15 protein-coding genes are annotated in these 13,244 nt (G+C 65.6%); 7 read left to right on the forward strand and 8 right to left on the reverse strand.

From position 1 onward, the window contains the following. Window positions 1-62 precede the first annotated feature (62 nt). Window positions 63-863 carry a DUF721 domain-containing protein gene (locus tag Q0X18_RS13870; protein ID WP_297563463.1) on the reverse strand — a complete coding sequence of 267 codons (801 nt, stop codon included), beginning with the start codon at window positions 861-863 and terminating at the stop codon, window positions 63-65. A 30-nt stretch (window positions 864-893) separates the two neighbouring features. On the opposite strand from Q0X18_RS13870, the gene Q0X18_RS13875 reads away from it, so the two are divergent. Next, window positions 894-1,685, forward strand: coding sequence for a sulfite exporter TauE/SafE family protein (locus Q0X18_RS13875; protein WP_297563464.1), 792 nt, complete (start codon window positions 894-896; stop codon window positions 1,683-1,685). Window positions 1,686-1,694: 9 nt separating this feature from the next. Here Q0X18_RS13875 and Q0X18_RS13880 read toward each other — a convergent pair whose 3' ends face one another. Together Q0X18_RS13880 and recF are read right to left on the reverse strand one after the other, a co-directional pair. Further along, on the reverse strand, window positions 1,695-2,069 hold the full coding sequence (locus Q0X18_RS13880; protein ID WP_297563465.1) for a hypothetical protein: 375 nt from the start codon (window positions 2,067-2,069) through the stop codon (window positions 1,695-1,697). After that, window positions 2,066-3,139: a DNA replication/repair protein RecF gene (recF, locus tag Q0X18_RS13885; RefSeq protein ID WP_297563466.1), complete on the reverse strand. Its 1,074-nt coding sequence runs from the start codon at window positions 3,137-3,139 to the stop codon at window positions 2,066-2,068. The genes Q0X18_RS13880 and recF overlap by 4 nt, the downstream gene beginning before the upstream one ends. A gap of 83 nt (window positions 3,140-3,222) precedes the next feature. On the opposite strand from recF, the gene Q0X18_RS13890 reads away from it, so the two are divergent. Further along, complete coding sequence (locus Q0X18_RS13890; RefSeq protein WP_297563467.1) at window positions 3,223-4,059, forward strand: DMT family transporter; 837 nt, start codon at window positions 3,223-3,225, stop codon at window positions 4,057-4,059. Between the two features lie 11 nt (window positions 4,060-4,070). Here the strand turns inward: Q0X18_RS13890 and Q0X18_RS13895 are convergent, their stop codons facing one another. The 3 genes from Q0X18_RS13895 to Q0X18_RS13905 form a co-directional block, all read right to left on the reverse strand. Next, window positions 4,071-4,676, reverse strand: coding sequence for a GNAT family N-acetyltransferase (locus Q0X18_RS13895; protein WP_297563468.1), 606 nt, complete (start codon window positions 4,674-4,676; stop codon window positions 4,071-4,073). After that, window positions 4,676-6,847: a primosomal protein N' gene (locus Q0X18_RS13900; RefSeq protein ID WP_297563469.1), complete on the reverse strand. Its 2,172-nt coding sequence runs from the start codon at window positions 6,845-6,847 to the stop codon at window positions 4,676-4,678. The genes Q0X18_RS13895 and Q0X18_RS13900 overlap by 1 nt, the downstream gene beginning before the upstream one ends. Before the next feature lie 89 nt (window positions 6,848-6,936). Then, window positions 6,937-7,872, reverse strand: coding sequence for a diguanylate cyclase (locus Q0X18_RS13905; RefSeq protein WP_297563470.1), 936 nt, complete (start codon window positions 7,870-7,872; stop codon window positions 6,937-6,939). A 110-nt stretch (window positions 7,873-7,982) separates the two neighbouring features. Here Q0X18_RS13905 and Q0X18_RS13910 point away from each other — a divergent pair, with 110 nt between their 5' ends. Then, complete coding sequence (locus Q0X18_RS13910) at window positions 7,983-9,041, forward strand: MFS transporter (RefSeq protein ID WP_297563471.1); 1,059 nt, start codon at window positions 7,983-7,985, stop codon at window positions 9,039-9,041. A 6-nt stretch (window positions 9,042-9,047) separates the two neighbouring features. Here Q0X18_RS13910 and Q0X18_RS13915 read toward each other — a convergent pair whose 3' ends face one another. Beyond that, window positions 9,048-9,662, reverse strand: coding sequence for an MBL fold metallo-hydrolase (locus Q0X18_RS13915; RefSeq protein WP_297563472.1), 615 nt, complete (start codon window positions 9,660-9,662; stop codon window positions 9,048-9,050). A 35-nt stretch (window positions 9,663-9,697) separates the two neighbouring features. Beyond that, on the reverse strand, window positions 9,698-10,384 hold the full coding sequence (locus Q0X18_RS13920; RefSeq protein ID WP_297563473.1) for a sulfurtransferase: 687 nt from the start codon (window positions 10,382-10,384) through the stop codon (window positions 9,698-9,700). A gap of 45 nt (window positions 10,385-10,429) precedes the next feature. Here Q0X18_RS13920 and Q0X18_RS13925 point away from each other — a divergent pair, with 45 nt between their 5' ends. The 4 genes from Q0X18_RS13925 (at window position 10,430) to meaB (ending at window position 13,241) form a co-directional block, all read left to right on the forward strand. Beyond that, entirely contained in the window at window positions 10,430-11,017 is a 588-nt protein-coding gene (locus tag Q0X18_RS13925; protein ID WP_297563474.1) for a GNAT family N-acetyltransferase, read from the forward strand. Between the two features lie 276 nt (window positions 11,018-11,293). Further along, window positions 11,294-11,752, forward strand: a complete 459-nt coding sequence (locus Q0X18_RS13930; protein ID WP_297563475.1) for a hypothetical protein — start codon at window positions 11,294-11,296, stop codon at window positions 11,750-11,752. A gap of 158 nt (window positions 11,753-11,910) precedes the next feature. Continuing rightward, a complete protein-coding gene (locus tag Q0X18_RS13935; protein ID WP_297563476.1) occupies window positions 11,911-12,288 on the forward strand; it encodes a RidA family protein in 378 nt (125 codons plus the stop codon). Window positions 12,289-12,314: 26 nt separating this feature from the next. Beyond that, window positions 12,315-13,241, forward strand: a complete 927-nt coding sequence (meaB, locus tag Q0X18_RS13940) for a methylmalonyl Co-A mutase-associated GTPase MeaB (RefSeq protein WP_297563477.1) — start codon at window positions 12,315-12,317, stop codon at window positions 13,239-13,241. Window positions 13,242-13,244 lie beyond the last annotated feature (3 nt).

The following is a 13,244-nucleotide window of genomic DNA, read 5'->3' on the forward strand; positions in this document are numbered from 1 at the left end:
AACGCGGTTCATTTGCTATGCATCCCTCGCGGCAGGCCAGGGAAGCGCTGCGGACTCCACCATCATACTTCTTTGAGCAGCGAGGCCAGGGTATCGGGCAGCAGGTGGCGGTGGCTTCGAACCTCCTGTTCACCGGTGCGAAGCTGCAGGTAACGCCGGGCGGTGTCTTGCAAGATGGGCATTAACTCGGGTTGCTGAATCACCTGGGGCAGCAGGTCGCGTAGCTGGGCCTCGAGCTTCTGTTGGGCCAGGTAGCGGGCCGCCTGCAGAGGCTCGCCCTCGAGGCGGTTCTTTAGTGGAAAGCGTGCCAGTCGCGCCGCCTCACGCTGCACAGTAGGCGTATCCAGCAGCTTCTGGCAGGGCTTGCAAGGGTGCACCGGGCTGGGCACGCTGCAGATGGGGCATGGCGGGTAGGGGTTGCCCTTCTGCCTTTGCAGTATGGCCCTTCCGGCCCGCAAAATCACCCCCTGGAGGTCTTGCGGCGAGCGCCCGGCCAGCTCTTGCAGCCGGGCCTCCTCTTCTGGGTCTAGTTTGGGCAAGGCTTTTGGCTTGTTTTTAGGCCTGGCTTTTTTCTCGACGCCTACCACGAACCGCAGTTCCTGTACCAGTCCGGGCTGCTTTTCCTGGTAGCGCCTGAGGAACTCCTCCCGCAGATAGGTAAGCTGGTGGGCCACCACCGCATCGACCACCCGCACGAACAACACCCCGTCTTCCAGGCGGTCGGCCTCGGTGAGCTCGCTCAGGGCCGGCCCGGCAATCTCGGGCCATAGCGCCAGGGCCTGGCCCCGCCGAATCCCGCTGATCAGCCCTTTTTGGCGCAAAATTTTGGCGACAATCTCGGCAGATAGTCTGGCCTTGGACATCCCCCTACAGGGTAGGCAAAAGGGCTCCCCTTGGCTACTGCCCGGCCCACCAATGGGCCGGGCTGGGGTATGGTAGCGGTGATGGAGCTCAGCCCCCAATCCTGGGCGGTGGCCCTGCTGGCCGCCTGGTTGGTGGGTGCTTCTAAAGCCGGGTTATCGGGTGCAGTAACGATTGCCGTGGTTCTGTTTGCCAGCATTATCCCGGCCCGCGAGGCCACCGGCGCTTTGCTACCGGTGCTGATCTGCGCCGATCTTATCGCTGTCAGCATGCTGCGCAACAACGTGAGCTGGCAAGCGCTTATGCGAATTTTCCCCTGGACAGCGGTGGGGGTGGGCCTGGGCACAGTGATGCTCTACTTTAGCAACGACGCTCAGGTGCAGCGGGTGATCGGGGCCATCGTGGCTGGCATGACCCTGTATCAGCTCTACCGCAAGGCCCGCAACCTAAACGACGTGAAGGTTTCCAGGCACCCCGCCTTTGCACCCAGCATGGGCGTGGCGGCTGGTTTTACCACCATGGTGGCTAATGCGGCTGGGCCCTTTGTGCTCATCTATATGCTGGCTATGCGCATGGGGAAGCTCGAGGTGGTGGGTAGCATCGCCTGGTACTTTCTGGTGGTCAATCTCTTCAAGGTGCCTTTTGCAGTAGGCCTGGGCCTCATCACCTGGGAGTCGCTTGCCTTCAACCTGTGGCTAACGCCCGCGGTGGTGCTGGGAGCGGTGGCAGGCCGCCGGCTTCTAAACCACATCCCACAAAGCACCTTCGAGTGGATGGCGCTCTTGCTGGCCCTGCTGGGGGGCCTGCGGCTGCTCCTGGCCTAGGGGGGTCTTTCAGCGTTTGCGTTTATTTGTGGGTTTCTTCTGGGCTTTCTGGCTGGGCTTGCTGGCAGCCGGTAAGGGCCTGGCCCAGACCCGCCGCAGCCAGACCAAACCCCAGACCGAGGCCAGGCCCAACCCCAGTGCGACAGCAAACGTTGTAACCGCCACGCGCAACCAGGAGGGGTGCAGGCGCTCGCCCGAAGGCAGGGTCACAGGCCCGCTCGAGGTCGCCAGCACTTCGGCGTAGGGCAGCAACCGCAGCAGCAAAAAGCCCATAAGCAGCGCCACCAGACCCGCCAGAATAGCCAGCCCCAGCAACAGGGCCCAGACCAGCCCGCGCCGGGCCTCCTGGATCGATGGAGCATCTATTTCTCTCCCGGGCTTCATACGCTCCACACCCCGGCCTCGATCTCGATCACGGCCCCGGTGCCGGGGGTTTCCAGGCCGGCCAGGATGGCCTGCGGCAGGCTCTGGGCATAAGCCAGCAAGGCCCCCCGCCGGCGGTTGTCCAGCTCACTGTGCCACTCGTCCACCAGCAGCAGCGGGGCTTCCTCGTAGTGCTGCCAGAGCAGGCGGTGCTCGGCCAGGCGCAGGGCCAGGGCAATGCTGCGGCACTCGCCCCGGCTGCCAAACCGCGCCGCCTCGCGGCCCGAGAGCAGGATGACCAGGTCGTCGCGGTGGGGCCCCACGCTGGTAGCCCCGCGCTGGAGGTCGTCTTGCAGGTTATCCTCCAGGGCTTGCAAAAAGCGGTCGGGGTCGGTGGTTTCGGACAGCTCTATGCTCAACTCACCCGGCGCCAGCTCACGGTAGGCCTCGCGGGCCAGGGGGGTGAGCTTGGCCAGCATTCGGCGGCGCAGGCTAAGAATTTCGCTGCCATACTTGACCAGCTCATGGTTCCAGATGCCAATGGAGGCCCTTGTTGAGCTGGGCACACCCTCGCCCTGTCCCCTAGAAGTCGGACGAAAGCCGCTCTTTAGCACGGCATTGCGCTGCTGCAAAGCCCGGCTGTACTGGCTGAGCATTGAGCGGTAGCGGGCCGAGAAGCGCGAGAGCAGCACATCCAAAAACCGGCGGCGCTCCTCCGGGGGGCCCAGCACCAGCTCGAGGTCGTCGGGGCCCAGCAACACCGCGCCGGGCAGCTGGGCCAGCTCACGCAGCGAGGCCGGGGCCTCGTTGAGCCGGTGCTCGCGGCCTTCGCGGCTCAGCTTTACCTCCAGGCGGCTGTTGCCAAACTGGGTCTCGATCTCGGCATGCAGCCAGGCCTCTCCCTGACCAAAGGCGATGCGCTCGGCCAGACCGTTGCGCAGCTCACCACCCAGGGCCAGCTCGATGGCCTCGAGCAGGTTGGTCTTGCCCTGGGCATTTCCCCCCACCACGGTGGTCAGGCCCGGCCCCGGCGCGAAAACTGGGGTGAAAAGGTTTCGGAAGTTTTTTTGCCGCAAGCGCAACAGACGCACTGGCTATAGGCTAAGGGCCCCAGGCTTTAGGCTCAAGACCAGAAAGCTCATTTGCTGCCCAGCCATAGCGTATGCTGGCGCTCATGAGTCCCGAACTGCTCGCGGTTTCTTTTGCGCTGCTTTCGGCTATTTCGTGGGGCGCAGGTGACTTTAGCGGAGGGGTGGCGGCCCGCCGGCTCAACCCCTACCTGATTGCTTTGCTGGTGCATGCCACCGGTTTGCTGCTTTTTACTCTGCTGGCCCTGCTGCGCGGTGAAGCCTTCCAGCCCAGCGACATCCCCTGGAGCCTGGGCGCAGGGCTGGCGGGCTGTGTGGGGCTGGTGTTCCTATACAGGGCCTTCGAGGCCGGGCAGATGGGGCTGGCGGCCCCCATTGCCGGGGTGGTGGGGGCCGGGCTGGCAGCCCTGGTGGGGGTGGTGCTCGAGGGTTTCCCCGCTCCGCTACAACTGCTGGGCTTTGGAGTGGGTTTGCTGGGCGTCTGGCTGGCGGCCCGCCCCGAAGGCGGCGCTGCCTCGAGGGGGCTGGCCTACGCTTTTCTGGCGGGTCTGGGGTTTGGGGGTTATTTCACCCTGATTAACCAGGTAGAGGGCCTGTTCTGGCCCTCGGCCCTGGCCAAGCTCACCGCCACCACCCTGATGCTCGGGCTGGTGGGGAGGCTGGGTCTCTTACGGCGGGAGGCCAGGCTGGCGACCAGCCTGGGTCTGGTGGTTCTGGCCGGGCTCCTGGACGCCGGGGGCAACCTGCTCTTTCTGGCAGCCGCCCAGGCCGGACGATTGGACGTGGCTGCGGTAATTTCCTCGCTGTATCCGGCCTTCACCGCCCTGCTGGCCTGGGGCCTGCTGCGCGAGCGTTTAGGCCGGAGTCAGACCGTGGGGGTGTTGCTTTCCTTGGTAGCCATCGCCCTGATCGCTTCAGGTTGATACAAATCCCCCTACAGCTTCAGGCCGTACTCGTAACCCCAAGAAAACGTCTGCAAGCGGATAAACCCCATCCGCTCATAGAAGGCCACCGCGCCCACGTTGCGCCGGCCCACCCCCAGGTGCACGCCTGGTACCCCCAGCCGGCGCAGGCGCTCCAGAAACACCTCCATCAGCCTGCGGCCCTGCCCCTGCCCCTGGGCCCTGGGCAGCAGGTCGATGTGCAGGTGGGCCGGGTAGGTGTCGGCCAGGCTCGAGGGCACATAGCCTTTGTGAATCAGGCGAATCATAGCGGCATCCCTGGAGGTATCGGCCTCGAGCGGCAGGGGGTACTTTTGTCGCAGCGGCGGCAGCCACACCGCCTCCATCCAGGCCGCAAACTCGAGGGAGTCGCGGCAGCCCAGCACGTAGCCGCACACCCCCTCGAGGTCGGTGAGCACAAAGGTCAGGTCGGGCTCGCGAACGGCATAGGGGGCGGCATAGAAATGGCCCAGCAGCTCGGGGTCGTGGTACAGGCCGCTGGCATCGGCCCCGCTGTCGCCGGTTAGCAAGCAGACGCGGTAAAGCTCGGGTAGATCGGTCGGCGTGTAGGGGCGGATGGCAAAACCCATGCCTTGCATCAGTCCTCCAGCAGCCCCACAAAGCTTTGCGGATCGGGGTCTATCCGGAGCCGGGCACCGCGCACCGGGGGCAGGTTCGCCATCAGGGCCTGGACTCGCTCTTCGGAGCTTTTGAGGAGCAGGTGAAACACGTACTGGCCCCGCAAGCGGGCCACGGGGGCCGGGGCTGGGCCCAGCAGCTCGCCTGGCTCGGCGCTGGCTCGCAGGGCGTGGGCTAGCTGGTAGATGGCATCGCGGGCCACTGGCTCCTTAGCGTGCGCGACCTCGAGCTTCACCATCCGGCTAGCCGGGGGGTAGCCCAGGGCGCGGCGCAGGGTCAGCTCAACCTCCATAAAGCCCTGGGGGCTGGCGGCCTGGAGCGCCCGGTGGGCGGCGTGCCCCGGCTCAAAGGTCTGCAGCACCAGCAGCGGACGGCGGTGGGGGTGCAGGTCGGCGAGCTGCCACAACAGCCGGTGGTAGCGCTCGGCCGCCCGAAAGTCGGACTCGAGGACGAACCCGTCGGCGTAGGGCAGCAGCACCAGGGCCAGCTCGGGCAGCACCGGCGCCCGCAGAATGGCGGTGGTGCCCACCAGCACCCCCGGCGCACCGGCCAGCAAAGGGCGCAGGTCGTCTTTGGCCTCGGCGGTGTAGCGGTAGCGGGGTAGGGTGGGCAGGTACCGCTCCAGGGCCTCCACAAGCCACTCCACCCCCGGCCCTCTGGGGTCGAAAACGTCGGACTGGCAGCCAGGGCATAGCCCGGGTGCTTTCTCTTCGTGGCCGCACTGGTGGCACTGCAAGAGGCCCAGCCGTCCGCTTTTGTGGTAGCGCAGGGGTAGGGCGCAGTTGGGGCACATGGCCTTCCAGTCGCACTGCTTACAGCGCAGCACCGCGCTATAGCCTCGCCGGGCCGAGAGCACAATGGCCTGGCGCTTTTTCTCCTGCACCTGCTGCAACAGGGCAATGGCAGCGCCCGTAAGGGGCCAGCCCCGCTCCTGGCGCAGATCCAGCAGGTGCAGCCGCGGGTGGGGCGGGGGTAGCAGGTAGGATGGTTCGCCCCAGACCTCCAGGCTGTTGACGCTCGAGCAGTAGTGGATGGGCACCCCCAGGCCCTGGGCCCGCAGCCGGGCCAGCCGGGGCACGAAGGCCCTCGAGCCCCCCGGAAGCTTGTAGGCCTCGGCGGCCTCCTCCACCACCACGATGCGTTCCCAGTTGAGCGGAAGCAAGAGCCCCTGATAGGTTGCCAGCACCCACCGGGCCGCCCCTTGCACAAGCCTCCCCCACACCAAGCGGCGCTCCTCGGCTTTCATCTCGCCGTGTAAAACGGCGGCCTCGGGGAAGAAGGGCTGGCATTTTTTGAGCAGCGAGACCTCGGGGAAGAGCACCAGGGCCGGGCCCTCTTGCACCAGGCCCGCCAGGGCCCGCAGGCGCTCCAGCAGCCGCCCCCCTTGCAGCCGCACTGGCCGCAGGGGTAGCTCCAGGGGCTCGAGCGGCCGTGTTGCAACAGCCTCGGGGGCTGGCGTCACCTCCACAAACCCGATATAGCCCTTCTCCACAAGGCCCTTTACCACCCCCACCCCCACCCCGGCGGCTCGAGCCAGCGCCGCCATGCTCTCCACCTGGCGCAGGTCGCGCAGGGCGTACCAGGCCGCTTTGGCCTTCTCGCTCAGCTTTTCCGAGGGCTCACGCAGCACCATCAGGGCCTGGGCCAGGGTGCGCCGCTCGGCCACCTCTTCCTGCAAAACCCCGGCCTCGCGCAGCAAATCCAGCAGTTTGGGGTCAAAGCCCTGGGCTTCCTGCCAGCCTTCGGCCAGGGCTTCCAGGCCCCTGGGCAGCACCGCGGGGTCGGCCCCGGGCACAAGCCGCACCCGGTGGGTAAGGGGGGGCTCGAGAAAAGGCAGCAAATCATTGAGCAACGTGCCCACCGGACAGAAGCTATCGCGGGCGGCCACTTGCAGAAACTCGAGGGCCGAAGGATTAAGCCAGGGCCGCGCATCGAGGTAGGCCAGAGCCTCACGCAAGGTAAAGGCCTTCTGGGGGCTCTCCTCACGCCCCACCACCACCCCCACCCGCAGCTCGCCGCGCCAGGGCACCACCACCCGGTAGCCCTGCACCTCGGCTCGAGGGTCGGCGTGCGGGGGCAGGTACGACATCGGCTCCACCGGCAGGGGCAGGGCGACCTTCAAAACCCACATCCCGCTCAGATTACCCGAGGGCGCAGGGCGGATTGCACCCCCCAAACCCCCATTACTCCGGAGAAGTTCGTCGTGCAACCACCCGGCCGCTAGGCCCTGGGCATCCCAGCCAGGCTTTGCAGGGGCCGCCGGTGGCTTCGATACAGCAGCTCCTGGGCCTGGCGCAGGGCCTCCTCCAGGGTCAGGCCGTTGCAGGCCACCCAGACCACTCGGGCGTTGGGGAAGCGTCGGCTCAGGCGCTCGGTCAGCTCGTGCCCGCTCACCAGCCCGATGTGCAGCCCACAAAACAGATGGTCGCCCATGTGGTACAGCCCGTCCCCCTGCTGTACGGCTTCGCGCATGATATGCCCCAGTTCCTGCAAAAGCTGGGGATTTTGCTGGACATCTGGGAGCAGCCAGTAGGAGAACAGGAGCGGCTGGTCGCTGCGGCTAGCCAGGGCCTGGTAGCGTTCGTAGTCGACCTCGAGGGCCAGGCGGGTGCTCAGGCCGGTCTGGCGATCGAAAAGGGCCACCTGGGATAGCTCCTGCTGGGTTGCCTCGAGCCTGCGGATGGCCCTGAAAACCGCCCATCCCACCAATCCCCCCAGGGCCCACAAAGGCCACACCGCCCAGTACGGCCCTGCCTCGGGGTGGGGCATCAGCGCCACCAGGAAGATCAGGCCCCCCACCATGACCCACGGCCCACCAAACAACGCCAGCACCGTCAGGAACAGGGTAGCCAGCGTGGCGCTAGCATAAAGCACAAGCTCCCGATTCCAGCCGGGCATCACCGCCCCCGGTTGTTGTAGGGCCCAGATGAGCAACCCCAGGGCCATCCCCAGGTGAACCATCAGCGCCCCCTGCGGGTATCGCTCGGACAGCGGGAAAATTATCAGGGTGACCGTAAGGTAGGCCATTGCAATCATTTTGATGGCATCGGCACCAATCCCTAGCTGGATCAGCGCCAAAGCGCCCCCACCAAATAGGGCGGTACGCCAATACAAGCTGTGAAACCAGGCCCCAACCGGCTCAGGCAGATGCGGCATAGGGGCCATTGTAAAAAAGCCCTCCGCCCTGGGGGGCCAAAATAGCCATAATTCCTTAGATTGGCGTTACGCGATACCTCGAGCAGGAGCCCACCCGATATGCTTTGGATGTGGGCGGGGCCTTGATTCCAGCGGGTGTTCTCATCTACGTGGCCCTGTACTCGGTAGTGCCGATGCTGCCCGGCCTGGAGCGCCTGTTTGGTACCGCCCCCGGCAGCACTCACCTGGGTATTAGCCTGCCCTTTCTGGTACTGGTGCTGCTCTCGCCCCTGGTGCCGCGGATTCGCTTGCCGGTGGGCCTGGTAATGGGCGGCGGGCTATTGGGGGTGGGTTTGTTTGGTGTGCTGGCCGGGCTGGCACCCAACCTGGAAATCTGGACGCTCTGTCGAGCCCTGCAGGGTGCTTTTGCAGCAGCCGTGCCTGGGCTTTCGCTGGCCTTACTACCCAAGCTGTACCCTGGCAAGCACGCCCAGATGGCGGGGTTTTGGGTAGCTGGCAACGTCTTGGGTGGAGGTCTGGGACGGGGGTTGGGGGGCCTGTTTGCCGAGTGGTGGGGCGAGCGCTGGGCCATCGTCTTTCTGGCCCTTCCAGTTGCCATCGTCGCTCTGGCCGTGCTGCGCGCCCGCGACTACCTGGCCCTACCGCCCCCCCAGTACACCCTGAGGGCCTGGCCCTTATACACACTGGGATTTGCCCTCTTGTTCATCAACTTTTTTGTAGCCAACCTGCTACCCTACCGCCTCGAGGCCCTGGGTTTGTCGCAGGCCCAGATTGGGGGGATATTTTTCGCCTACCTGGCCGGCATTCCCGGCAGCGCCCTGGCTGGTGTACTGGTCAAACGGCTGGGTGAGGTGCGGGCCTTCCGGCTGGCCTTTGGCGTGGTCAGCCTGGGCCTGCTGGCGCAGTTACCCGACCTGCCCTTGTGGATTCTGGTGGGCTTTGTGATCATGATGGCCGGCATCTTCACCGCCCAGGCCATCGCCGGTGGGGTCTCGGGGCGGGGCGGGAGTGGGGTGAGCGGCACCTATGTGGCGGCGTTCTACCTGGGTGGGACGGTAGCCGGCCTGGTATATCCACCCTTCATCGGGCAAAGCCCCCTGTGGGGCCTCGAGGTGGCCCTGGGGGTCTCGCTGCTGGCGGTGTTGCTAGCCGGACGGGCCCTGCGCTGATCCGGTTCAGCCCGCCAGGTAAGGGTTACTCGCCAGCTCCTCTGCGAGGGTAGTGGTGGGGCCATGCCCGGGGTAGACCACCGTTTCGGGCGGCAGTTGGGCGATTCGCTGGAGCGAGGCCAACAACGCCTGGGGGTCGCTGCCCGGCAGGTCGTAGCGGCCAATGCTCCCACGGAAGAGCACATCGCCGCTCACCAGGTAGCCGGGCCGGTAGAAGCCCACATGCCCCGGCGCGTGGCCGGGTAGAAACAGCACCTCGAGGCCCAGGCCAAAGTCCAGGGTCTGCCCTTCGGCCAGGGGCTCGATGGGTTCGGGCGGCTGGGGAATGGAGAGACCCCAGCGGGCCGCACTCAAAGCTGCGCTGCGGTAGAGCGGCAGGTCGGCCGGGTGCAGGTAAACCGGTAGCTGCAAAGCTTCTACCAGCGGGGCCACCGCCCCCACGTGATCGAAGTGCGCATGGGTGAGCAAAATCGCCTCCGGCTTTAAACCCACCCGCCGCACCTCGGTCAGAATGCGCCCGGGCTCGTCGCCAGGGTCTACAATTACCCCCCGTCCATCCTCGCCTACCAGCAGGTAGGTGTTTTCCTGCAAAGGGCCTACAGCCAAGCCATACACCTTCATGCCCTACAGCCTACAGGCAAATTCTGGCGAGGGCCTCAGGAACGTTCTACCGGCAGGTCGGCCTCGGCCTCCCACTCGAGCATGCTGCCCAGGTAGTTGCGGGCCTGCACCCCCTGCTGGCGTAGGAGCCAGAAGGCGCTGGCGCTGCGCGCGCCGCTGCGGCAGTGCACCCCCACCGCTTGGCCGGGCAAAAGGCCCAGGGCCCCAGCGTTGTCCAGTCCAAAAGCGCCCAGGGGGATGTTTTTGGCCCCGGGAATCCGGGCGGTGGCAAACTCGTGGGGTTCGCGCACATCCAGCAACGGATACGGCAGTCCGGCCAGGATTTCGTCGGCGGTGAGCAGGATCTCGCGGTTGAGCTGGGCCCAGGGCTCACCGGCCACCGGCTGGGCTGGGGGCTGCTGGGTGGCTCGAGACTCCCACCCCTGCGGCCACAGGTACACCTCCAGCCCCCCCAAGGCCAGCATGAAAGCGGTTTTGGTCAGGCGGGTGTTGAGTCCCATATCGTAGACCACCACCGGGCGGTGGGGGCCTGCCCCGATGCGGCCGTTGAGCTCGGCCAGGGCTTGCTCGAGCTGTTCTAGCTCTTGCTCGCTGCGCAAGCGCCCGCGGAAGCCCGACAGGTCGAGGTTAATGGCGCCCTCGAGGTGGCCCTGTGCGTACTCGGCCGGGGAGCGGCTGTCGATGAGCAGGGCGTGGGCAGGGGGATCAGTGGAGATAATCATCCTTTCAGATTGTACCGGGCCGGCCCCCTGTTTATGCTGAAAAGCATGAACCTGCGCGTGGATGTTTTCTCCGGTGCCGAGGTGGCCCCCTTCATCCCCGAGCTGGCCCGCCTGCGCATGGCGGTTTTTCGGGAGTGGCCCTATCTGTACGAGGGGAGCCTCGAGTACGAGACGCACTACCTAGCCAAGTTTATGAACCTCCCCGAGAGCACCCTGGTGGTGGTGCGGGACGGTGAGCGGGTGGTAGGGGCCTCCACCGCCCTGCCCCTCGCGCAGGCCGAGGCCGAGTTCCAGGAGCCCTTCATAAAGGCCGGGCTGAATCCCCAGGCCTGGTACTACTTCGGGGAATCGGTGCTGGAGCCGGCGTACCGGGGCCGGGGGCTGGGGGTGGCCTTTTTTCATCACCGGGAAGCACGGGCCCTGCAGCTCGGCTACCGCCAGGTCGCTTTTTGTGCGGTGGAGCGCCCCGCGCATTACCCCCTCAAGCCCTCCGATTACGTGCCGCTGGATGCCTTCTGGCAGCGGCGGGGGTTTACCAAGCGCCCCGACCTGGTGTGCTATTTCACCTGGCGCGACTTAGACCAGCCTCAGGAGACCCCCAAGCCCCTGGTCTTCTGGGTGAAGCACTTCTAATGGAAACCGCATGAATTGACAACCGTTTCACATTTGAGTTTTTGAAAAATATCCTGTCTCAAACGGATAAAACTTGCGTATCCCCTTGAGAAACATTCAGATACCCACAGAGTTATCCACAGGTAGAGCCGGGTTATCCACAGAGTTATCCACAGGCCCGTCTTTTTTATGAGAAAAAAATGAATCAAAGCCTAAGGGCCGTCTGAATTTTCCTAGGCCCTCCTTTCACTTGCTTTATAGCCCCAGCCTATAGCATGATGGGTATACGGGTTGCATATGCCAGCCTCGGACGCCATTCACATTGAGCTGAAGCCATTTCTGCGCTTCGTAGCTGGCCTTTTGAACCGATGCCCCCGCTGGGTGGCCTCGCTAACCCCGGATCAGAAGCACCTCCTGGCCCAATCGCCCACAGGAACCCGGTATGTCTTCCAGGCCTTCTCCCACCTCTCCGGTCTGGACAGCGCCTTGCAAGACGCACTAAGCGCCAAGCAAGCCCACCAGGCCGAGGGCGTCGTGCTAATTCTGCTCGACCAGCCCCAGGGCGCTTCGTTCGGCGAGCTGGCCCAGGCTCAGGGGGTGCAGCTTTGGACTTTGGCCGATGTGGACTATCTGGTCATGGCTGCCGACCTCGAGTCCAACGACCCCCTGGCCTACCTGGGCCTCGAGGTCTACCCGCCCAAAACCACCATCGCTCCCCCACCCACCACGGCTTCACAGCCCACCCAGGGCTTTTGAGCTGTTCCTATACCAGGATTACCCCAACCGTTCCCCAAACTGGGCAGCGGTGTGGATTACTTTGTAGAGTCGCCGAAGCACAAGCTTGCGCTGGCGCGTCTTGTCTTTCTTTGGTGGGACAGCGCCGATTAAGTCGGCATGTGGTATAAGCTGTGGGTATGAGTCAACAGCGCGTGCAAACCGATCAAGCCCCTCAGGCCATCGGCCCCTACAGCCAGGCCATCGTGGCCGGCGGGATGGTGTTTTGCTCGGGCCAGATTCCCCTTACCCCTTCCGGCGAGCTGGTCGCGGGGGATGTGGAGGCCCAGACCCATCAGGTCATGAAAAACCTGGGAGCGGTGCTCGAGGCCGCCGGAAGCTCGTATGCCAAGGTGGTGCAGACCACCTGCTACCTGGCCGATATGAACGACTTCCCGGCCTTCAACAAGGTCTACGCCGAGTACGTGCGCGAGCCCTTCCCGGCCCGGGCTACCGTGCAGGTGGCCCGCCTGCCCCGCGACGTGAAGGTGGAGGTGGCCTGCATCGCCCTGCTGTAGGGGCCTGGCCGCGATACACTAACCCCATGAGCCTCTACGAGCGCTTTCTGGCCCAGGACGTGCGGGCCCTGGCCCGGGCCATCACCCTGGTGGAGTCGGGCTATCCCGAAGGGCAGGCCCTGCTGCGGCAACTGCGCGGGCGCGGCCAGGCCAAAGTGGTGGGCCTGACCGGCAGCCCGGGAGCCGGCAAAAGCACCCTCACCGACCGGCTGATCGAGGAGGCCCGCAGGCGGGGCGAGCGGGTGGCGGTGCTGGCGGTGGATCCCAGCAGCCCCTTCACCGGCGGGGCCATCCTGGGCGACCGCATCCGCATGATGCGCCACCACCAGGACAAACAGGTCTACATCCGCTCGCTGGCCAGCCGGGGGGCTTTGGGCGGGCTGGCCGGGGCCACCGTGGCCAGCCTGGCCCTCCTGGAGGCCTTTGGCTTCGACCGCATCTTCGTGGAGACGGTGGGGGTGGGGCAGAGCGAGGTGGACATCGCCCGCGTGGCCGACACCACCGTGCTGATTCTGACCCCTGCCGCCGGCGACGCGGTGCAGGCCTTCAAGGCCGGGGTGATGGAGATTGCCGACGTGTTTGTGGTTAACAAGTTCGACCTGCCGGGCGGCGAGCGCATCGTGCAGGAGCTTAAAACCACCCTGGAGCTGGCCGCCCCCCGCCCGGCGGGCTGGAAGCCACCCGTGCTCACCGCCATCGCTCCCAAGGCCGAGGGCATTGCGGAGCTGTTCGAGGCCCTCGAGGCTCACCACCAGCACCTGCAACAACACAACCTGCTCGAGGCCGACCGGCTCGAGCGCGCCCGCTTCGAGGTGGAGAGCGTGATCCAGGAGTGGGGCCGCCGCAAAACCCGCGAAGGCCAGGCCCTCATCGCCCGGGTAGCCAGGGGCGAACTCACCCCCGAGGAGGCCGCCATGCAACTGCTGAGCGGGCCCCTGGGCGTTCAGGTCTAGTTG

This window comes from Meiothermus sp. (assembly GCF_026004075.1).
Taxonomy (GTDB): domain Bacteria; phylum Deinococcota; class Deinococci; order Deinococcales; family Thermaceae; genus Meiothermus.